This window comes from Pseudoxanthomonas sp. CCNWLW251 (assembly GCF_037402255.1).
Taxonomy (GTDB): Bacteria; Pseudomonadota; Gammaproteobacteria; order Xanthomonadales; family Xanthomonadaceae; genus Pseudoxanthomonas_A.
This window is the reverse complement of sequence record NZ_JBBEGA010000001.1, coordinates 1254830-1274732: the sequence shown is the minus strand read 5'-3', so window position 1 is coordinate 1274732 and position 19903 is coordinate 1254830. Positions and strand designations below refer to the sequence as shown.

15 protein-coding genes are annotated in these 19903 nt (G+C 65.6%); 3 read left to right on the top strand and 12 right to left on the bottom strand.

The genetic code is table 11. The annotated features are described in order from the left end of the window. Positions 1-29: 29 nt before the first annotated feature. Together WBN46_RS06040 and WBN46_RS06035 are read left to right on the top strand one after the other, a co-directional pair. Positions 30-770: an HAD family hydrolase gene (locus tag WBN46_RS06040; protein ID WP_337730712.1), complete on the top strand. Its 741-nt coding sequence runs from the start codon at positions 30-32 to the stop codon at positions 768-770. Beyond that, positions 771-1280, top strand: a complete 510-nt coding sequence (locus WBN46_RS06035) for a hypothetical protein (protein WP_337730711.1) — start codon at positions 771-773, stop codon at positions 1278-1280. It begins immediately after the preceding gene. 60 nt (positions 1281-1340) lie between these two features. Here WBN46_RS06035 and WBN46_RS06030 read toward each other — a convergent pair whose 3' ends face one another. From WBN46_RS06030 to WBN46_RS05985, 10 genes are all read right to left on the bottom strand, one after another. Beyond that, positions 1341-2459, bottom strand: a complete 1119-nt coding sequence (locus WBN46_RS06030; RefSeq protein ID WP_337730710.1) for a GDSL-type esterase/lipase family protein — start codon at positions 2457-2459, stop codon at positions 1341-1343. Positions 2460-2559: 100 nt separating this feature from the next. Continuing rightward, positions 2560-3318, bottom strand: coding sequence for a 2-dehydro-3-deoxy-D-gluconate 5-dehydrogenase KduD (gene kduD / locus WBN46_RS06025; RefSeq protein WP_192200090.1), 759 nt, complete (start codon positions 3316-3318; stop codon positions 2560-2562). A 122-nt stretch (positions 3319-3440) separates the two neighbouring features. After that, positions 3441-4289, bottom strand: a complete 849-nt coding sequence (gene kduI / locus WBN46_RS06020; protein ID WP_337730709.1) for a 5-dehydro-4-deoxy-D-glucuronate isomerase — start codon at positions 4287-4289, stop codon at positions 3441-3443. 139 nt (positions 4290-4428) lie between these two features. After that, on the bottom strand, positions 4429-5484 hold the full coding sequence (locus WBN46_RS06015; RefSeq protein WP_337730708.1) for a LacI family DNA-binding transcriptional regulator: 1056 nt from the start codon (positions 5482-5484) through the stop codon (positions 4429-4431). A gap of 51 nt (positions 5485-5535) precedes the next feature. Next, on the bottom strand, positions 5536-7125 hold the full coding sequence (locus WBN46_RS06010) for a family 43 glycosylhydrolase (RefSeq protein WP_337730707.1): 1590 nt from the start codon (positions 7123-7125) through the stop codon (positions 5536-5538). A 10-nt stretch (positions 7126-7135) separates the two neighbouring features. Next, positions 7136-8278 carry a pectate lyase gene (gene pelA / locus WBN46_RS06005; RefSeq protein ID WP_337730706.1) on the bottom strand — a complete coding sequence of 381 codons (1143 nt, stop codon included), beginning with the start codon at positions 8276-8278 and terminating at the stop codon, positions 7136-7138. Next, on the bottom strand, positions 8278-9558 hold the full coding sequence (locus tag WBN46_RS06000; protein WP_337730705.1) for a TRAP transporter large permease: 1281 nt from the start codon (positions 9556-9558) through the stop codon (positions 8278-8280). The genes pelA and WBN46_RS06000 overlap by 1 nt, the downstream gene beginning before the upstream one ends. Before the next feature lie 3 nt (positions 9559-9561). After that, positions 9562-10080: a TRAP transporter small permease gene (locus WBN46_RS05995; protein ID WP_337730704.1), complete on the bottom strand. Its 519-nt coding sequence runs from the start codon at positions 10078-10080 to the stop codon at positions 9562-9564. An 11-nt stretch (positions 10081-10091) separates the two neighbouring features. After that, complete coding sequence (locus WBN46_RS05990; RefSeq protein ID WP_337730703.1) at positions 10092-11087, bottom strand: TRAP transporter substrate-binding protein; 996 nt, start codon at positions 11085-11087, stop codon at positions 10092-10094. Next, a complete protein-coding gene (locus tag WBN46_RS05985; RefSeq protein ID WP_337730702.1) occupies positions 11084-11941 on the bottom strand; it encodes a 2-keto-4-pentenoate hydratase in 858 nt (285 codons plus the stop codon). Before WBN46_RS05985 ends, WBN46_RS05990 begins: the two co-directional genes overlap by 4 nt. Before the next feature lie 151 nt (positions 11942-12092). Between WBN46_RS05985 and WBN46_RS05980 the strand changes: the two genes are divergently transcribed. Beyond that, positions 12093-13439: a hypothetical protein gene (locus WBN46_RS05980; protein WP_337730701.1), complete on the top strand. Its 1347-nt coding sequence runs from the start codon at positions 12093-12095 to the stop codon at positions 13437-13439. Between the two features lie 271 nt (positions 13440-13710). Here the strand turns inward: WBN46_RS05980 and WBN46_RS05975 are convergent, their stop codons facing one another. Both WBN46_RS05975 and WBN46_RS05970 read right to left on the bottom strand, forming a co-directional pair. Beyond that, positions 13711-16626 (bottom strand): TonB-dependent receptor, encoded by a 2916-nt coding sequence (locus WBN46_RS05975; protein WP_337730700.1) that lies wholly within the window; start codon positions 16624-16626, stop codon positions 13711-13713. Positions 16627-16934: 308 nt separating this feature from the next. Beyond that, positions 16935-19718: a TonB-dependent receptor gene (locus tag WBN46_RS05970; protein ID WP_337730699.1), complete on the bottom strand. Its 2784-nt coding sequence runs from the start codon at positions 19716-19718 to the stop codon at positions 16935-16937. Positions 19719-19903: the final 185 nt, after the last annotated feature.

Below are 19903 nucleotides of genomic sequence, written 5' to 3'. Positions count from 1 at the left end.
GCTGCTATCCTTCGCGGCCTTCGTGAAGAATGCAGGGCAGGGATCAGATGGCGCGCATCCGATGGGTCGGCTTCGACGGCGACGACACGCTCTGGAAGAGCGAGGATTACTACCGCCAGGCCGAGGCCGACTTCGAGGCCATCCTCGGCACTTACGTGGACCTCGCCGACGCGCGCACGCACCAGCACCTGCTGGATGTCGAGCGCCGCAACCTGAAAATCTTCGGCTACGGCGTGAAGGGCATGACGCTGTCGATGCTGGAGACCGCTATCCAGCTGACCGACGAACGCATCAGCGCACGCGACCTGCACCGGGTGATTGAGATCGGGCGCACCACGCTGCTGCATCCGGTGGATCTGCTGCCGGGCATCCGCGAGGCCGTCGAGCGCATCGCCGCCGACCACGAGATCGTGCTGATCACCAAGGGCGACCTGTTCCACCAGGAGGCCAAGATCGCGCAATCCGGCCTGGCGGATCTCTTCCACCGCATCGAGGTGGTGTCCGAGAAGGACGAGCCCACCTATGCGCGCGTGCTGCGCGAACTCGAGGTCGAGCCGTCACGGTTCGCGATGGTCGGCAACTCGCTGCGGTCGGACATCGAACCCGTCCTGGGTCTCGGCGGCTGGGGCATCCACATGCCATACCACGTGACGTGGGCGCTCGAGGCCGAGCATGGCGTGGCCCACGATGCGCCGCGCCTGCGGGTGGTGGAGAACGCAGGGCAGCTGTCGGATGCGCTTGCGACGATCGAATCCGTACCGGATGCCTGAATGCACCCAGCGAAGGCGATGGCCGTGGGGCACAATGGCGCCGTGAAGCGCGCGCTGCCCCCCTTTGCCTTGCTGGCCTGCCTGTCGGCCGCGCTGTGCGCGCCCGTCGCCGCGCAGGACGCCACGGCGGCGTATGCGCCCGCCACCGGCGACGCTTCGGTGGATCGCCACCTGGCGGACATCAACGACTACGCAAGCCGCTACCCCGCGTCCTTCGCAGACGAGATGGCGCGCTACTACACCGTGCCGCGTGCCTACGTGGAAGCGATGCAGCAGCAACCGGACTGGACCGCCGGCGATATCTTCATGGCGTGCGCGCTGGCGCAGATCGTGGGACAGCCGTGCCGCGCCGTCGTGCGCGAGTGGTCGCGTGATCACGAAGGCGGGTGGAAGGCAGTCGCCGGTCGCCTGCAGGCCGAACCCGGCACCGCGCAGTACCGGCGTCTGCGCAGTGCGCTGGAAGCCACCTATCGCCGCTGGGATCGCCCCGCGCCTGCGCTGGAGAAATGAGGGGAGAGGCGTGGGGAGTGAGCCAGGGCGCTCTTCCCCTCACGTGTCAGTCCTTCCGGCTCACTCCTGCTTCTTCCCGTACATGATCAGCAGCACCAGGTCCGCGTCGCCGTGCTGGCGGATCGCATGCGTGCTGCCGGGGCGTGTCAGCATCGCGTCGCCGGCGCGGACCTCGCGCGCCACGCCGTCCAGTTCGTAGATGCCGCTTCCACCCAGCACGTAGTAGATCTCGTCCTTGTGGTGCTGGTGCAGGCCGATGCCGGCGCCCCGGCGCAACACGCGCTTGCGGAACTCGAAGCCGAGCGCAGGTGCGTCGCGGAAGAACGGATGGGCAACGGTGACGCCAGCGCCACCGTGCGGCCCCGGCTGCTCCACCGCGATGTCGCGCTCGTTCACGATCAGGGACGGATTCGCCTGGGCCTTGCGATCCGCGAGTGCAGTGGCGGGTGCGCCGCAGTCCGTGTCGCGTTTCACGTGGGCCGCAAGCGAGGGGTCGAGCCGTTTCCAGCCCGCCACCACCAGGCAGGCCACCATCACCGCGCCACGCTGCTGGAAATGGGTGTCGTCCCGCTGGTCCTGTTCCGGCACGTGCATGTAATAGGCCTTGCTGGCCTCGTCGCCGGCTGCGCGCAGCCAGTCCATGCTGGCAGCCGACAGGTCGATCAGCCCCACGTTCTCCCGCGACGCAAGATCGCGCACCGCCTGCGCGTACAGTCCGTGCGTGTCGAGCAGTTGCCCATGGTCGAACTTGCGGCGCGCTACCGGGGTCACCAGGATCGGCGTGGCACCCTTCTGTCGCGCCAACGCCAGGTAGCGCCCCAGCCATTCGGGGAATGCCTGCCGGGGTTCGTTGTAGCGTGTGGGGTCTTCGATCTTCTCGTCGTTGTGGCCGAACTGGATCAGCAGCACGTCGCCGGCATGCATGTCCTTCGCCATGCCATCGAACCAGCCTTCGGCGATGAAGCTGCGCGAACTCCGCCCGCTCTGCGCGTGGTTGCGGACCACATAGGCCTCATCGAGGAACCCCTGCAGCTGCTGGCCCCATCCTTCGCGCGGTGCGCGTTCCGGCCCGTAGTGGCTGGCGGTGGAGTCGCCGGCGATGAAGACCTGGCGGGGGGGCGCGGCGGCCACCGATGCACAGCAGGCGAGAAGCGCGACGAGGATGAGCGAACGAAACATCAGCCATGTCCTTCATGTCGCCTGTGGGAGCGACGTCAGTCGCGATGAACTTCTGGATACTTCCATCGCGACTGACGTCGCTCCCACAGGATCTGGTGCGTCAGCGTGCCAGCCAGCCACCGTCGACGGGGATGATGGCGCCGTTGATGTAGTCCGACGCGCGCGAGGACAGGAACACGGCGGCTCCGCCCAGGTCCGACGGCTCACCCCAGCGACCGGCCGGGATGCGGTCCAGGATCGCTTTGTTGCGGTCTTCGTCCGCACGCAGTTGCGCGGTGTTGTCGGTGGCCATGTAGCCGGGCGCGATGGCGTTGATGTTGACGCCCTTGTTGCCCCACTCGTTCGCCAGCAGGCGGGTGATGCCGGCGATGCCGGACTTGCTGGCCGTGTACGACGGCACGCGGATGCCGCCCTGGAACGACAGCATCGACGCGATGTTGATGATCTTGCCGCTGCCCTGTGCGATGAAATGACGTCCAGCCGCCTGCGACATGAAGAACGCCGACTTGATGTTGACGTTCATCACGTCGTCCCAGTCCTTCTCGCTGAAATCCACCGCATCGGCGCGACGGATCAGGCCGGCGTTGTTGACCAGGATGTCCAGCCCGCCGAGACCCTCGACGGTCTCTTTCACCAGGCGCTCGACCGGCTCGATGCTGATCAGGTTCGCGTCCAGGTTGAGGAAGCGGCGGCCCAGGGCGCGCACCTTCTCTCCTGTTTCGGTGGCTTCGACGATGCCGGCGGCGGCGATGTCGGCACCGGCTTCGGCGAGCGCCAGCGCGACGCCCTGGCCCAGGCCGGTGTTGGCGCCGGTCACCAGCGCGACCTTGCCTTCGAGACTGAACGGATTGCTTGCCATCGGGATGCCCCTCGATATGTGCTGCTGCAGGTTGGATGGAGCGGAGCTTGCTCCGCTGCGTTCTTGATCGCGTGCTTCGGTCCGTCGTGCAGCCGAGCAAGCTCGGCTCTACGTGCGAAGGGTCATTTCAGCTGGCAGATGTCCAGCACATGCATGTCGGTGTAGTCCAGGTTTTCGCCGCCCATCGCCCAGATGAAGGCGTAGTTGCTGGTGCCCGAGCCCATGTGGATCGACCACGGCGGCGACACCACGGCTTCGTCGTTCTGCACGACGATGTGGCGCTGCGCTTCCGGTTCGCCCATGAAGTGGTAGACGCGGTCGTTCTCGGCCAGGTCGAAGTAGAAATACACCTCGCTGCGGCGGTCGTGCAGGTGCGGCGGCATGGTGTTCCACACGCTGCCGGTCTTCAGCACGGTCAGGCCCAGCAACAGCTGCGAAGACTGGCAGGTGGCCGGCACGATGAACTGATAGATCGTGCGCTCGTTGCTCGTTTCCAGCGCGCCGCGCTCCAGCGCGACGGCATCCTTGATCGAGAGCTGCTTGGTTTCGAAGCGCGCGTGCGCCGGCGTAGAGGTGAGGTAGAACTTGGCGGGGTTCGACGCGTCATCGGATTCGAATGCCACGTCGGCGCTGCCCATGGCCACGTACAGGCCATCCTTCGGCCCGAGCGCGTACGTCGTGCCGTCGACGGTGACCTTGCCGGCGCCGCCGCCGACATTGATCACGCCCAGTTCGCGACGCTCGAGGAAGGGCTTGCCCGCGGCCGAAGCGGGTTCGGTCTGCCGCGGCAGGTCGACCTTCTTCGAGACCGGCGCGGCACCGCCGATCACGAAGCGCTCGTTGTGCGAGTAGTTCAGTTGCACCGTGTCCGCAGCGAACAGGTTGCCGATCAGGTAGCGGTCGCGCAGTTGGTCGTTGCTGGCCCCGTCCATCATGTCCGGATGGGTGGCGTGGTAGGTCTTGCAGAACATGGGCGGGGCTCCGTGGATGCGGACGCCCGTGGAGCGGGGCGTCGGGTTAGGTCGTGGGGCGATTCTACGGGCTTTGGTAACCGGTGTCATTTTGCGGTGCGGCACCGGGCGGGCATGCTGCGCCTGGTGTCGACACGTGTTACTCGGGTGGCTGCGAGGAGTCGCGGATGATCAGGTGCGGGCGGATGCTGGCCGCGGCCAGCACAGGCGTGCCTTCCGGCTGGATCAGCATGGCGGCCGCAGTGCGGCCCGTGTCGCGGGTGTTGCGGCGGACCGAGGTCAGCGAGGGCCACAGGCGCGAGGCGAGCGGGCTGTCGTCGAACCCGACCACCGACAGTTGGCGCGGGATGTTGATGCCGGCGCGCATGGCGACCTTGTAGACGCCGGCGGCCATTTCGTCGTTGCCGGTGAAGATGGCGGTGGGGCGGTTCTTGCCGGACAGCAGCTTCTCGGCCGCGACCACGCCGGACTCGAAGGTGTAGCCGGCCTCGATGATGCGCGACTTGGGGATCTCCAGGCCGCGCTTGGCGAGCGCCTGCACGAAGCCATCTGTGCGTTCGATCGACGACCGGTACGCCGCCGGGCCGGTGATCAGCGCGATGTCGGTGTGGCCGAGGGACAGCAGGTATTCGGCGGCTTCCGCCGCGCCGTCGCGGTCGTGCGTGACCACCATCCGCGCGGGCGTGTCCATCGACACCGAGGCGATGCGCGAATAGCGGCAGCCGATCTCGGCCAGCATGTCGGCCAGCGCCTGGTCTTCCGAGGCGCGTGGTACCAGCATCACGCCGTGCAGTTTCTGCTGCTGCACGAAGCGGCGCACGCCGTCGATGTAGCCCGGGCTGCGGCTGTCGCACGGATGCACCACCAGTTCGAAGCCCGAATCGCGCAACGCGTCCAGCGCGCCGTACTGCATGTTCACGATGTACTGCGCGGTCGGGTTGTCGTAGACCATGCCGATCAGGAACGACCGGCGGAACGCCAGGCCGCGCGCCATCGGATCGGGCACGTAACCGACTTCCCGCATCAAGGTCTCCACTTTCTCGCGGGTGTCCTTACGGACCAGGGGAGAGTGGTTGATGATGCGCGAGACGGTCTTCTTCGAGACGCCGGAAAGCCGCGCGATGTCGTTGATGGTCGCGGCCTTGCCGCCGATGGGCAGGGAGGCGGGGCTTTCGGGCTTCTTGCGCGCGGGCATGGAGTGGGTACGGGTCCGTTCGTCTGTCTGAGGGATTCTAGCGGTTGGGGGTCAGTCCAGCGCGCGGTAGCGGAAATTACGGAAGTGCACCTTGCCCTGGCCGGCGGCGTACAGCGAGGGCTTCAGCGCCAGGAAGCCGCCCGCCACGTTGTGGTGGTAGCCCGAGACTTCCATCTGCACCGGATACTTGGTCCAGGTCTTGCCATCGGTGCTGGTATGGATCGTGACGATGTGGCGGTTGTGCGTGACCCGCAGCCAGAGCTTCCCCCCTTTGGCGCTGGGGGCCAGCCTGCCTGGGCGCTCCAGGCCGTAGCGGTGCATGACGAACTGCTCGCCGTTGCTGCCCACGCCGGCATACAGGCGGTCGTTGTAGAACAGTACCGCGCCGCCCTGGGCGCCGGGTTCCACCTCCATTTCGACCTCGAACTGGTAGGCCAGGTCGCCGGCGATGATGCCCAGGGGCGAGCTGTCGCGCGGCGAAGTGCCCTTGCCCTGCAGCGTCATCACCCCGTCGCCGAAACCGAGGCGGGCGAATTCGCCCGGCGCGGGGTCGTAGAACGCCCATTGCGGCCCCAGCTTCCCGCTGCGGAAGTCATCCGACAGCGCCATCCCATGCGATGCCAGCGCCGTGCCCGCCGGCTTGCGCAACGGCGTGCTCAGGTCGCCGCCCTTGGCGACGAACCAGCCGTCGTCGGTCCATTCGATCGGGTCCAGCAGCGCCTGCCGCCCCAGCGTCCAGAAGTCGCGCTCGTAACCGTGGTAGATCATCCACCACTGTCCGCCGGCATCCTCCACCAGCGTAGCGTGGCCGCGCGACCACCAGTACTGCTCGCGCGAGGTGGTGCGTACCACCGGATTGTTGGGCGCGTTCTGCCACGGTCCATGGATGGAGCGCGAGCGCGCGACGATCACCATGTGCCCGGTCGGCGGGCCGGCGGTGCCGCCGACGGCAGTGATCATGTAGTACCAGCCATTGCGGAAGGTGATCTTCGGGCCTTCCTGCGCGTAGCCCTCCACGTCCCACGATTCCGGATAGCGCCAGCCGTCGTAGACGTGCTTCACCTCGCCCACGGTGCTCAGGCCATCGTCGGCGAGCTGGACGTAGTCGCCTGCACTGAGGAACAGGTAGCGCTTGCCGTCTTCGCCCACGGCATGGCCGGGGTCGATGTGGCCCGGCAGCCCGATGTCGATGGGCTCGCTCCAGGGGCCGCGGATGTCGTCGGCCCACACGACGAAGTTGCTGCGTCGCGGCGACTCGGTACCGCCGACGCGCGCGGGGAAATAGATGTAGTAGCGGCCCTTGTGCTTGATCAGGTCCGGTGCCCAGATCGAGCCGACGTTCTTCGTGATCGCATGGCCGACCGGCTGCCAGTTGATCAGATCGCGTGAATGCCACAGTGGCAGACCGGGGTAGGCGGTGAAGGACGACAGGGTGAGGTAGTAGTCCTCGCCATCCTTCAGTACCGACGGGTCGGGGCGGTCGCCCGCGAGCACGGGATTGAGGAACGTGCCGTCGCCCAGGTCCGCCTGGCGCTGGTGTTCGATGCCGCGCTTCCACGCCGGTTCGCGGTGGCCATCACCCGCCAGCGCTGCCAGTGGTGCGAACAGGCACAGGGCGATCATCCACGACTTCATTGCCATCAGGAGTCCTCTACTTCGACGACGTGTGCTGCGATTTCCACTGCGGGTATTCCTTCGACAGCAGCCGCTTCGGCCAGCTGCCGTACCACTCGTAGCCCGTGCGGCGCTCGCGCGGAATGTCTTCGTAGCGTGCGACCCGCTGGCTGTCGCGTGTCGCGAGCACCACGCTGTTGTCCTTCACGTCGTAGAAGCGCGCCCACAGGCCGGTGGCCGACGGATCGGCGACCAGGCGACGGTCCTTGGCGCTGCTGTGGTACTGGAACTGCTCGGCCGGCGCCTCGAAGGTCTCGATGCGCCAACCGGTGATCTCCACCCTGCGCAGCCAGTCCACCGCGCCGTCCACGGCCGCCACGACGGCGGGCGAGGGGTCGGGGATCGACATCAGGTAGCGGACCACGCCGACGGTTTCCTGTCCCGCGATGGACGGCAGTTCGAACTTGCGCCCCTGTGCGGGCAGCAACGTCCGCGCGTCGTACTGGCCTGCCCAGCCGGCCAGCGTACGGCCCTGCCGTACCTGCAACGTCAGGAGGCAGGCATCGCCCTTGTCGATGGCGGACTGCACGCGTGCACGCAACGCGGCATCGACGAAGGCATAACGGCGCGTGTCCGAGACGACCTTGCGCAACGTGCCCAGCACGCCTGCGGTGACGTCGTCGGCGATGGTGATGTGCGGATGGTAGGGCTGCGTGGCCGGCACCGTGTGCGGCCAGCCGCCGCATCCGGGAATCTGTTGTTCCAGCGTGAATGCGAGGCCCTTCAGGCTGCCGTCGCGGTAGCGCGCATCGCCGGTGATGGCGTAGGCCGTGGCCAGATAGTCCAGCTGGGTGTAGATGTTGCGGTTGTCGAAGCTGCCCCCGGACTTGCGCGCCTCGGCATCGAAGCGTGCCTTCTCCGCGTCATCGAGGATCCGTGCCGGATCCTGGTTCTCGATCCAGCCGCCATCCATGCGTTGATAGCGCAGGATGTTGTCGGCGATCTGCGCGACCTGCTCCGGCGCATGGCGCGGATACGTGTCGCCGTGCACGTTGCGCCAGTGATCGATGGCGTCCTCGAAGCCCGCCAGCGAGGGCGTTTCGGTCCCTTGTTGCGCGTACGCTGGCATGACGGCGCCCAGCAGAAGCCCGTAGAACAACAGCGTGCGCCGCGCCGCCATTACTTGATCGCCCTGGGCAGCCAAAGGGAGAGTTCGGGGAACAGTGCCACGATCAGCAGCACGGCCAGGCCGGCCAGCCAGAAGGGCCAGATCGTACGCATGCTCTGCGCGATGGTGATCTTGCCGATGGCCGTGCCGATGAAAAGCACGGACCCTACGGGGGGCGTCACCAGGCCGATGCCGCCCGTCAACACGAGCACCAGCCCGAAGTGGATCGGGTCGATGCCATAGGCCTTCGCTACCGGCAGGAAGATCGGCGTGCAGATCAGGATCATCGGCGCCAGATCCATGAAGGTGCCCAGCAACAGCAGCACCAGCACGATCAGCAGCAACACCGTGTACTTGCTGTGCGCGATCGACTGCAGCGCGTCGACCGCAGCGGCTGGCACCTGCAGGTAGGCCAGCAGCCAGCCGAACACCGCCGCCGTGGCGATCACGAACAGGATCACGCCGGTGGTGCGCGCCGCATGCGTCACCGTGGCGAAGAACTCCTTCAGCGACAACTGGCGGTACAGCACACTGGTCACCAGCAGTGCGTACACGACCGCGATGGCGGCGCTCTCCACCGCAGTGAAGATGCCCGCGCGGATGCCGAAGAAGATCAGGCCCACCAGGCCCAGCCCCGGCAGCGCGGCAACCAGCCGCAACAGCACCGCACGCATGCCGGGGAACGGTTCGGTACCGTAGCCTCGCTTGCACGCCACCGCCCATCCCGTGAACATCAGCACCACCGTCATCAGCAGCGCGGGCACGATGCCGGCGGCGAAAAGATCGGCGATGGACAGTCCGCCACCGGCTGCTGCGGAAAACAGGATGAGGTTGTGCGACGGCGGTACCAGCAGCGCCACCAGCGCGGCGGTGATGCTGACGTTGACGGCGAAATCACGGTCGTAGCCACGCTTGACCATCTGCGGGATCATCGTGCCACCGACGGCCGAGACGTCGGCGATGGCCGAGCCCGACACGCCGCCGAAGAACAGCGACGACAGGATGCTGACCTGGCCCAGGCCGCCGCGCAGGCGGCCCACCAGCGAAGCGGCCAGGCTGATCAGGCGCTCGGAGATGCCACCCCGCAGCATGATCTCGCCGGCGAAGATGAAAAGCGGGATCGCGATCAGCGATGCCGAGCCGGTGCCCGAGGAAATCTGCTGCACCAGCACGATGCTGGGCAGATCCAGGTAGAGCAGGGTTGCCAGCGAGGCGGCCGCAAGCGCATAGGCGACCGGTACGCCGATCAGCAGCAGGATCGCGAAGATCGAGAACAGCAGGGTGATCGCCATGGGTCAGCGGGCCTCGTCGGTCAGCGGCGCGCGCAGCACCAGGAGCAGTCGATTCAGGGCGAACACCGCCATCAGCAGGCCGCCCAGCGAGAGCGGCAGGTATCCGATGCTCTGCGGCATCGGTGCGCCGGCGATGCGGATGTCCAGTCCGTCGAACAGCAGCACTGCGCCCCAGTAGGCCATCACCGCGCCGATCGCGGCGATCATCAACGGGGATACGGCGTGCAGCAGCTTCTTCAGTCGAGGACCCACTGCATCGGCCAACAGGAAGAAGCCGAAGTGGCGGTTCGTATGGACGCCTGCCGCGGCCCCAAGGCTCATGGCGGTGGTCAGCAGCAATACGGTGACCGGCTCGGTCCAGCTGGGCGAATCATTGATGACGTAGCGGGCGATCACCTGCCAACCCTGTACGACTACCAGTCCGAGCAGGGCAACGACCGCCACGGCGATGGCAGCGTTCGACAGCAGGTCCATGCCGCGTTGCAGCGGCGTGGCGGGAGACGGTGTGGTTTCTTCGGACATCGCGTTTGTTCTCAGGCCAGGTCACGGATGCGGCGGTACAGGGCGTCCATGGCGGCGTCGCGCCGGTATTCGGACAGCAGCGGTGCCGACGCGCGCGCGAACGCCACCAGGTCGGCATCGTTGTGCTTCACCCCGGCCGCGAACACGGCATCGCGTGCCTTCGCTTCGGATGCGTCCCAGAGCGTGCGCATCACGCCCACGGACTGGCGCGCCGTCTCCACCAGCAACTCGCGGTCGCGGGGCTGCAGTTGATCCAGCGTGCGCTGCGAGACCAGCAGCACGTCCGGTGCGTAGGAATGGTTGGTTTGCGACCAGTACTGCGCCGCCTCGAAGTGACGACTGGAGTGGAAACTGCGGATATTGTTCTCCGCCCCGTCGATCATGTGCGTTTCCAGGCCGGAGAACACTTCGCCCAGCGAAAGCGGGGTGGGATTGGCACCGAACAGCCGCAGCATCCGAATGAAGATGTCCGACACCGGCACACGGATCTTCATGCCATGCAGGTCCCCGGGTTTCTCGATGGCGCGGCGTGCGTTGTAGAAGCAGCGCGCACCGGAGTCGTAGATGGCCAGGCCGACCAGCCCGCGGCGGGAGAAGCCTTCCAGCACTGTCCTGCCCACGCCTTCATCCATCGCGCGGCGCATGTGCGCCACCGAATCGAATACATACGGGAGACACAACGCCTGGGTCAGCGGGAAGGCATTGTTCAGCGCACCGGCATACACGCGGGTCATGTCGATGGCGCCGAAGCGCGCCATGTCGATCGCTTCCGACTCGCGACCGAGTTGGCCGGAATGGTACTGGCGCAGCGTCACGCGGCCCCCGGTCTCGCGCGCCATCGTTTCGCCGATCCAGCGCACGGCTTCGACCGTGGGATAGTCCTTGACGTGCACGTCGGTGGCGGTCAGCACGTGCCGGCCGTCGTCGGCCAACGCACGCGTGCCGGCCAATGGCAGCGCAGCAGCAACGCCGAGGCCCGTGCCCAGGAAACGACGACGGTTCATCATGCGCGCCAGTCTCCTTCGTCCTTCGGGGTCGCGGCGACCGCGAGGCATTCGATGGTGCCATGGCCGGCGAAGTCGATGCGTGCCCGCTGGCCCGGCAGGATGTCGTGGATGCCGGTGGCGTTACCCGTGGCGATCAGGTCGCCGGCCTTGAGCGGCCGGCCACGCCGGGCCGAGCGTGCGAGCGCGAAGGCGAAGGCCGCGCGCAGGCCGCCAGGCAGCGTTGTCGCGCCCCCCTGACCGACCTGCTGACCCTCGATCCAGGTCGTGCACGTCAGCGACGCATCGCTGCGGTCGGCCCAGCCGGGAATCTCGGCACCCATCACGAGCCCGTTGTTGTTGCCGAAGTCGGATACGACGACACGCGGACCCAACTGGTTGATCGTGGCCAACGGGCTGCTGGCCACTTCCATGCCGATGAACAGCGTGGAGGCGACGGTGGCGGCCTCTTCCGGTGTCCAGTGGGTCTTGTCGGCCGGGGCATCCGCGTCCAGGCGCAATACGTACTCCGCTTCCACCGCGCCGAAGCCGCCGGCGAACACGTCGAAGCTTTCTTGACCACCGGTGGTCAACTTGAGCTGACGGGCGAAGATCGGTCCCAGCAGGCGCTCATCGCCGGACCCGTCGCGCCGCTCGGGCGCGATGAAGCCGACCTTCCACCCGGCGACCCGGTCCGGCCACTGCGCGATCGCAAGATCCTGCACGCGGTATGCCGTGACCAGATCATCCGGGATATCTCCGGGGAAGCCGGGCAATGCGCGTCCCTGACGCCGCGCGCTGACGAAGCTGTCCGCGATGGCGGCCAGTTCTGGGGCTTCCGTGCGACCGTCGGACGGCGCGCTGTGGTCAGTACTCAAGAGGGTTCTCCCCGCTGCGTTTTGTTGCACTGCCGAGTGACAGTGCAGGTTGATGGCCTGTATATGGTAAACCGGTGTCATTGACAATGTGCACTGCCGCAAAACCCATCCCGATGCCACGATGCGTCGATCCACTCCTGGGAGGGAGCCAATGCTTCATATCCGTTTTCCCACGCGGGCCCGCGGACTGACCTGCGGCCTGGCCGCCCTGCTGATGGCGCTCGCGATGACGCCGGTCCTCGCCGCCGATGCGCCCGTGCTTGCATTCCCCGGCGCGCAGGGCGCGGCCGCGCACACGCCCGGCGGGCGTGGCGGCAAGATCATCCGCGTCACCAGCCTGGCCACAGACGGTCCCGGCTCGTTCAAGGAAGCGGTGACGGGCAAGGGCCCGCGCATCGTGGTGTTCGAAGTCGGCGGCGTGATCGATCTCGGCATGAAGGAGCTGCGCATCACCGAGCCGTTCCTGACCATTGCCGGCCAGACCGCCCCGCACCCTGGCGTGACCATCATCAAGGGCGGCCTGACCATCGCCACCCACGATGTGGTCATCCGCCACATCCGCATCCGGCCCGGCGATGGCGGGTTGCCCAAGCGTTCGGGCGACATCGATGCCATCACCACCGTGCGCGGCGCGCATGACGTCATCGTCGACCACTGCTCGCTTACCTGGGCGACGGATGAAAACCTCAGCGCATCCAGCACGCGCTTCCATGGCGAAAACGAAGCCGAGTGGATGGCCAACGCGTCGCGCCGCATCACCTACAGCAACAACATCGTTGGTGAGGGACTGGCGAATTCGATCCATGCCAAGGGCGAACATTCCAAGGGCTCGCTGATCCACGACCACGTCAACGAGGTCCTGATCGTCGGCAACCTGTATGCGCACAACTACGAGCGCAGCCCGCTGTTCAAGGGCGGCGCGCGCGGCCAGGTGATCAACAACCTGATCTACAACCCCGGCCAGCGCGCCATCCACTACAACCTGATCGCAGAGGAGTGGATGGGCCATCCGTACTCGCGTGGCGAGATGATCGTGCGCGGCAACGTCATGCGTGCGGGCCGGTCCACCGAGCCGCTGGCGTTCCTGATGATCGGCGGCTCCGGCGATCTCGACCTGTACGCGCAGGACAACCTCATCGTCGATCGCGTGGGCAACAAGAGCATCCAGGAGACCGGCAGCTACACGACCGCGCCGGTGAAGCTCAACCGCGTCAAGCAGGCGCCCGCGTTGCCCTTCGGCGTCACCCTCCGGGGCTCCGGTGAAGTCCAGGATGCCGTCATAGAGACTGCGGGCGCGACGCCCTGGAACCGCGACCTGGTCGACCGCCGCATCGTCGCCGACGTCATCGAAGGCCGTGGTGAAATCATCGACAGCCAGGAGCAGGTGGGTGGCTACCCGCAGTACAAGGAAGCCCGCAAGCCGTTCATCGAAAGCGAATGGAATCTCGACGTGATGGAGCCCATCAGTGGTTACCCGAAGGGCGAACCGTTGCGCTGAGGCGCCGTGCCGCCGCTGTACCGCGCGCGCAAGGTGACGAAGACGACCCGCCGGAAGGCGGGTCTTCCATGTACACGGCTCGCCACGCGCGCCCGCCCGCCGGACCATGCGCGCCGGGCTTTCAAACTGTGGATTTCCTGTGCCTTCAAGCATCAACTGAACACCCGTCGGTCACGGGGCATCAGTGCCGCGGGGATCATGCCGGCGCCCGTGACGTTGCAGCAGCAGAAGGGAAGGCGGGCGCCCGTGCTGGCGCGCCCGCCCGCAGCGGTCAGAAGTTGAACCGCGCGCCGACGTAGTACTGGCGTCCCGTATGGTGGTACACGGAGGCGCGATCGCCGACCGAATCCACGTACTGGTCGTTGAACTCGTCTGTCAGGTTGATCCCCTCGAAGGTGAGGGTGAAGTGCTTGTCCCACTTGTACGACATGGAGAAGTCCACGCTGCGTGCACTGCGCTTTCCTTCCACGTCGTTGTTGTTCTGTCCCGGGACGCGCTGCAGATAGTCGTCGCGGAACGACGTGGAGATACGTGCGCTGAACTTGTTGTTGTCGTAGTAGAGCGTGGCGTTGTAGGACTTCGGCGACAGGTTGACCAGCTCATCGGCGATGTAGGTCACGGGGAAGCTGCCCGGCACCGCATAGTCGATATCCGATTTCACGTGCGTGTAGTTGAGCAGCACGCCGAAATGACGGAAACCACCCGGCAGGAATGAGAACGGCTGCTGGTAGTTCAGCTCGAAACCCTTCAGCGGACCGCCGGGAGTGTTGATGGGCGTGCGGACATCGAACGGCACGTCCCAGAACGTGGACGGCACCCATTCCAGCGGAAGGCCGGTGTCGCGGTAGGCAATGTTCTCGCGCAGTTCCTGGATGTAGGTCTCGATGTCCTTGTAGAACAGCGCCAGCGACAGCACCGAGTCTTCCGCGAAGTACCACTCCGCACTGAAATCATAGGTCTTGGCACGGAACGGATCGAGATACGGGTTGCCCACGCGGATGTTGGGCGACCCGGTGGTGGTGATGCCGGCACCGGGCGACAGGTTGCCCAGTTGCGGCCTTGCCATGACCTTGGCGGCACCGAAGCGCAGCACCAGGTCGTCGGTGACGTCCCATGCGAGGTTCAACGACGGCAGCCAGTCCTTGTAGTCGTTGCTGACCGTGACCGGGCTGCCGCCACCGACCGACGTATAGCCGCTGGCATCGACATCGGTGGTCGCGTAGCGGACGCCCACGTTGCCGCGCATCGGGCGGCCCGCCAGATCCGCGTTGAAATCCAGTTGCAGGTAGCCGCCCCAATCCTCTTCGCTGATGCTGCGGTTGTTGCCGCGCGCATTGCCGTTGGTGATGCTGCTCAAGGTGAAGTCGCCGCCGGGCACGCCGGTGTTGCAATTGCAGTAGATGTTGAAGAGGCTGGCGATCGCATCGAGGTCCGGGATCAGCCATGAGCCGGGCGCCCGCCCGTCCAGGCCGCGGCCGAAGCCGGTGACCAGCGAGGACAGGTCGCCGAGCGTCGTGCCGGTGGGCAGGGCGGGGACCGACGTTTCGCTGCTGCGGCGGAACTCCCACGTGTCCATGCCGAACTTCTTGTACGACATCCCCCCGCGCAGCGTGAATGTCTCGTTGATGACGAAATCCAGGTCCAGCTTGCCGGTGTCGAAGGTGTTGTCGACGCCCTGCGGGCGGATGCGGATCTCGGAGCCGGTGGTGTTCGCCGCCGGGCTGCTGATCCAGCGCCAGGACGACGGGCTGTTCACATCGAGGCTGCCGTAGGTGATCACCGGCAGGCGGCTGTTGCCGCGATAGTCCCAGCTGTAGCCGTCGAGGTTCTGGATGTCGAACGTCACCGTGGTCTGCACGGGATTCTTGAACTCCGACGTGGACGTGCCGACCATCGCGTTGAGCTTCAGGCGATCGGTGATGTCCTGCTCCAGGCTCAGGCTGTACTGGCTGAACTCCGTGGACAGCTCGTCGAAACGGGATTCCGAACGCACGTCGACATTGTCGAACACGCCGTAGACCAGGTTGCCGCGATCATCCACTTCAGCCTGGAGCACATGCGTCTCGTACTTGCCGCCCTGCGTGTTCGAGCGGCTGAAGGAGATCGTCTCCAGGAAATCCTCCTGGCGGGTCGCATCCAGCTTCGAGTACATCGCATCGAAACTCAGCAGCGTGCGGTCGCTGGGCTTGAACTGCAGCGCGGCGGTCACGCCCAGCCGTTCCTGTTCGTGGGTCAGGCGGCCGTAGCGCGGCAGGCGGGGATGGAAAGTGGTGGTGGCCGATGCCAGGCGGTATGCATCGTTGTTGGCCTGTGTGTTGGCGGGGCGCGGATTGCCGGTGGAGCAGTTCAGCGCGGTGGTGCCGCGCCCGCCGTTGTTGGCGTTGTTCTGCGGTGTGTAGCCGACCGGACTGCAGAAGCCGTTGGCGGAGGGGCCGTTGTCCCAGCGCACGGCGCTGTAGCCTTCCTCCAGCAGGTTCCGCTCGCTGTAGGCCGCCGACAGCAACGCCCCGAACTTGCCGTCCGCCCAGGTATTGCTGATCAACGCGGAGAAGCGCGGATCCCATTGCTTCGACAGGTCGTTGTAGCCCATCTGGCTGGTCACCGTGCTGGTGAAGCCGTCGTAATCGAAAGGACGCGCCGCGCGCAGATCGACGGTGGCACCGAGCGAGCCTTCGTCGATCTGGGCCGATTGTGTCTTGCGCACCGTCAGCTTGCTGAAGAGCTCTGCGGCGAACACGTTGAAGTCGAAGCCACGTCCCCGGTTCGCACCGCCCGAGCTGTCCGTGCCGCCCGTCGTGGCCAGCGCTTCCAGTCCGTTGATGCGTACGCGGGTGAAGTCCTGTCCCAGGCCGCGGACGGTGATCGAGCGGCCTTCGCCGGCATCGCGATCGATCGCCACGCCAGGAATGCGCTGGAGCGCTTCGGCAAGATTGAGATCAGGAAACTTGCCGATGTCCTCCGCAACGACGGCGTCGATCTGTTCGGCGCTGTAGCGTTTCTCTTCCAGCGCCTTCTCGAGGCTTGCACGGAACGTGCCGACCACCTCGACGCGATCAAGGTCCGTGGCGACGGGCGGCGTTGGTGAAGTCTCCTGCGATTGCGCGAAAGCCGGCGCGTGCAGTGCGACGGCGATCGAGAATGCGAGTGCGGTAACCGGTGTCTTCCGATTCTTCAGATTGCGCTTCATGACATCCCCCTCCCAAGGGCGGCCAACCGTTTTTGTGTGTCAGCGAGCGCCGACGACGACGTGATTTCCCCAATGGATCGTTCGCGATGCAGTCGTGATGACACCGCTGGTCAAAGACGCTATCAGAGTGTGCGGTGCAACAACAACTGATTGATTCGAAACAGAAAATGTCCCGTGGACAGCGAGGCGCGATGTAATCGCTTTCCCGGCCGGGACGCTGGTCGCGGGAGATAAAAAAAGCCCGGCCGGGAGAGTCGGCCGGGCTTCGACGGCACCCCTTTTTGCCGGGGCGCCGCGTGCTCATGCGATCAGAACTTGTAACGCAGGCCCAGCAGGTACTGGCGGCCGGTTTCGCTGTAATCCAACGGTAGCTGGCCGTTGGCGTTCTCCACCCACGATTCCTGCGCCTCATCCGTCAGGTTGATGCCTTCCAGGCTGAGCTCGAGCTTGTCGTTGATCTTGTAGCGAAGCGCCATATCGATGGTGGTGGTGCCGGTCTGGCCGTGCACGCCATCGATGTTGTATCCCAACTCGGTTCCAGGCGCCTGGAGCAGGTAGTCGTCGCGGTTGGTCGCCGAGATGCGGCCGGAGAAGCGCTCGCCTTCGTAGTACAGCGTGGCGTTCCACGAATGCTTGGACATGCCGGTCCACGGGGCCTTGAGCACGTTGACGCCCTGACTGTTGACGTACTGGATCTCCGTATCCACGTAGGTGTAGTTCAGTTGCGTGCCGAAGTTGGACCACTTGCCGGGCAGGAAGGTGAACGGCTGGATGAAGGTGGCTTCGAAGCCCTTCACCTTGCCGCCCGGCGTATTGACCGGCACGCTGAAGACGAAGTCGTCGTTGACCGTCGCACCCGTCCCATCGAGCAGGCTGGCCGGCAGGCCGCTGGAGGCATAGCTGCGCACCTCGCGTGTGGTCTGTACGAAGCCATCGATGTTCTTGTAGAACAGGCCCAGGCCCAGCATGGCCCCTTCATTGAAATACCACTCGAAGCCCAGATCTGCGGTCTCCGCACGGACGGGATCGAGGTTGGGATTGCCACCGCTGACCGTGCGCGCACCGCCGCTGACGTTGACCGTCACGCCGGGCGTCAGGGAACCCAGGCCGGGGCGCGACATCACCTTGGCCGCACCCAGGCGGATCAGGAAGTCGGGCGTGATCTCGGCCACGAGGTTCATCGACGGCAGCGTGTCGCTGTACTCGCGCGAGACGGTCGTGGCAACAGGCGTGCCGCTGGCCGTCGCGATGCCGGTCGAGCTCTGCTTGGTACGCACATAGCGCACACCGAAGTTGCCGGACACCGGGATAGCGCCAAGATCGGCGGAGAACTCGCCCATCAGGTACACGCCACGATCTTCTTCCTCGACGCTCCGGGTGTTCACCGCGCGTTCGCTGACGGCGAAGGGGCCCGAGTTGCTGTAGATATCGTAGAAGTCGGCGATGCCGCGGTAGTCGGGAATCACCCAGGCGCCCGGCGAACCCGTCAGGCCGCTCAGGCTGGCCTGCTCGGTAAGGTCTACAGGCACGATACGCGTGCCGCCCTGGAAGAAAGGAACAGCGTCCACGGTTTCGGTTGAGCGGCGCAGCTCTCGCGTGGAGAAGGAGTAATCCTTCGACTGCACGCCGCCCTTCAGGCGGAAGCCCGGGCTGATGTTCCAGTTGAAATCCAGCTGCGCGGTGTCGAAGTCATTGGTCACGTACTGCGGACGGATCCGGATCTCCGCCAGCGTCCAGCCGTTGGGATCCGTCGGATCGATGCCGTAGTTGAGGACCGGCTTGTAGGAATCGTTGCGGTAGTCGTAGCTGTAGTTGTCGACGTTCAGCTTGTCCATGATGATCGTCGTCTGGATCGGATTCTCGTGCTCCGACTTGGACGTGCCGACCTTGCCGCTGATCTTGAAGTTGTCTGTGAACTCGTGCTCGCCTTCCAGATTGAACTGGGTGAACACGGTGTTCCACTCGTCGTGACGGCTTTCCGAGCGGATGTCGACGTCGTCGAATAGACCGTAGACGAGGGCGCCATTCTCGATCACGCCATCACGGACGACGGTCTGCGGCTTGCCGGTGCCACTGCGACTGAACGAGATCGCCTCGATGTACTTCTCGTCACGGGTGGCGTCGATCTTCGAGTACAACGCATCAAGCGCGAACTGGGTGCGATCGGTCGGCTTGAACTGCAGCGAAGCAGCCACGCCGGTGCGCTTCTGGTCGTGCTCCATCAGCGTGTAGCGCGGGAAACGCGGGTGATAGACATCCGCGCCGCGGGCTGCCGCAAACGGCGACGTCGCACTGAAATTGCCGTTGCTCGTGCCCTGCGCCCAGCGCCCGCTGCCGGAACCTTCCTCGAGCGCCTGGCGCTCGGAGTAGGCGACCGAGAGCAAGGCGCCGAACTTGCCGTCGGACCAAGTATTAGCGATCAGCGCACCGATCCGCGGGTCGGTCTTGTCCGCCAGGTCGTTGTAACTGGCCTGCCCGCTGGCCGTGAAGGTGAAGCCGTCGTAATCGAGCGGACGCGCGGTGCGCAGGTCGACGGTGGCGCCCAGTGAGCCCTCTTCAACATCAGCCGACGGCGTCTTGCGCACGATCAGCTGCGAGAACAGGTCGGAGGCGAAGACGTTGAAGTCGAAGCCACGACCCCGATTGGTACCGCCGTTCTGGTCGGTCGCGCCCACCGTGGTGAGGGCCTCCATGCCGTTGATGCGGACGCGGGTCAGGTCCGGCGGCAGGCCGCGGACGGAGATCTGGCGGCCTTCGCCGCCTTCACGCGTGATCACCACGCCCGGGATACGCTGCAGGGATTCGGCCAGGTTGAGGTCCGGGAACTTGCCGATGTCCTCGGCCACGATGGCATCGACCACGCCGGCTTCGCCGCGCTTGATGTCGAGCGCCTTTTCCACGCTGGCGCGGTAGCCGGTGACACTGACGGTATCCAGGGTGGAGACATCAGCCTGCGCCGGCGCGGCCTCACTCGATTCGGTGGATTGCGCTGCTTCCTGGGCGTGTGCGGCTGCACTCATCTGCAGCGCCAGGCCGATCGAGACAGCAAGCAAGGTAACCGGTGTCTTCCGGCTGTTGTGACTGACTGGCATGTTCTCCCCTCCTCAAGGGACCATGGCCGCGTGTAGCGACTGTTTTGATCGAAAATAAAGCGGTTTATTCCCTTACAGATCCTGCCAGCTGGTAAAATGACACCGCTGGTCAAAACGAACGCTAACAGAGTGTGCGCTGCAACAACAACTGGCGACTGACCCGGATTATCTTGTCCCGAGGACAA

Bases quoted from the DNA above. Each gene is read 5' to 3' on its own strand.
- WBN46_RS06040 (WP_337730712.1), top strand. From the start codon at position 30: ATGCAGGGCAGGGATCAGATGGCGCGCATCCGATGGGTCGGCTTCGAC.
- WBN46_RS06035 (WP_337730711.1), top strand. From the start codon at position 771: ATGCACCCAGCGAAGGCGATGGCCGTGGGGCACAATGGCGCCGTGAAG.
- WBN46_RS06030 (WP_337730710.1), bottom strand. From the start codon at position 2,459: ATGTTTCGTTCGCTCATCCTCGTCGCGCTTCTCGCCTGCTGTGCATCG.
- kduD (WP_192200090.1), bottom strand. From the start codon at position 3,318: ATGGCAAGCAATCCGTTCAGTCTCGAAGGCAAGGTCGCGCTGGTGACC.
- kduI (WP_337730709.1), bottom strand. From the start codon at position 4,289: ATGTTCTGCAAGACCTACCACGCCACCCATCCGGACATGATGGACGGG.
- WBN46_RS06015 (WP_337730708.1), bottom strand. From the start codon at position 5,484: ATGCCCGCGCGCAAGAAGCCCGAAAGCCCCGCCTCCCTGCCCATCGGC.
- WBN46_RS06010 (WP_337730707.1), bottom strand. From the start codon at position 7,125: ATGGCAATGAAGTCGTGGATGATCGCCCTGTGCCTGTTCGCACCACTG.
- pelA (WP_337730706.1), bottom strand. From the start codon at position 8,278: ATGGCGGCGCGGCGCACGCTGTTGTTCTACGGGCTTCTGCTGGGCGCC.
- WBN46_RS06000 (WP_337730705.1), bottom strand. From the start codon at position 9,558: ATGGCGATCACCCTGCTGTTCTCGATCTTCGCGATCCTGCTGCTGATC.
- WBN46_RS05995 (WP_337730704.1), bottom strand. From the start codon at position 10,080: ATGTCCGAAGAAACCACACCGTCTCCCGCCACGCCGCTGCAACGCGGC.
- WBN46_RS05990 (WP_337730703.1), bottom strand. From the start codon at position 11,087: ATGATGAACCGTCGTCGTTTCCTGGGCACGGGCCTCGGCGTTGCTGCT.
- WBN46_RS05980 (WP_337730701.1), top strand. From the start codon at position 12,093: ATGCTTCATATCCGTTTTCCCACGCGGGCCCGCGGACTGACCTGCGGC.
- WBN46_RS05975 (WP_337730700.1), bottom strand. From the start codon at position 16,626: ATGAAGCGCAATCTGAAGAATCGGAAGACACCGGTTACCGCACTCGCA.
- WBN46_RS05970 (WP_337730699.1), bottom strand. From the start codon at position 19,718: ATGCCAGTCAGTCACAACAGCCGGAAGACACCGGTTACCTTGCTTGCT.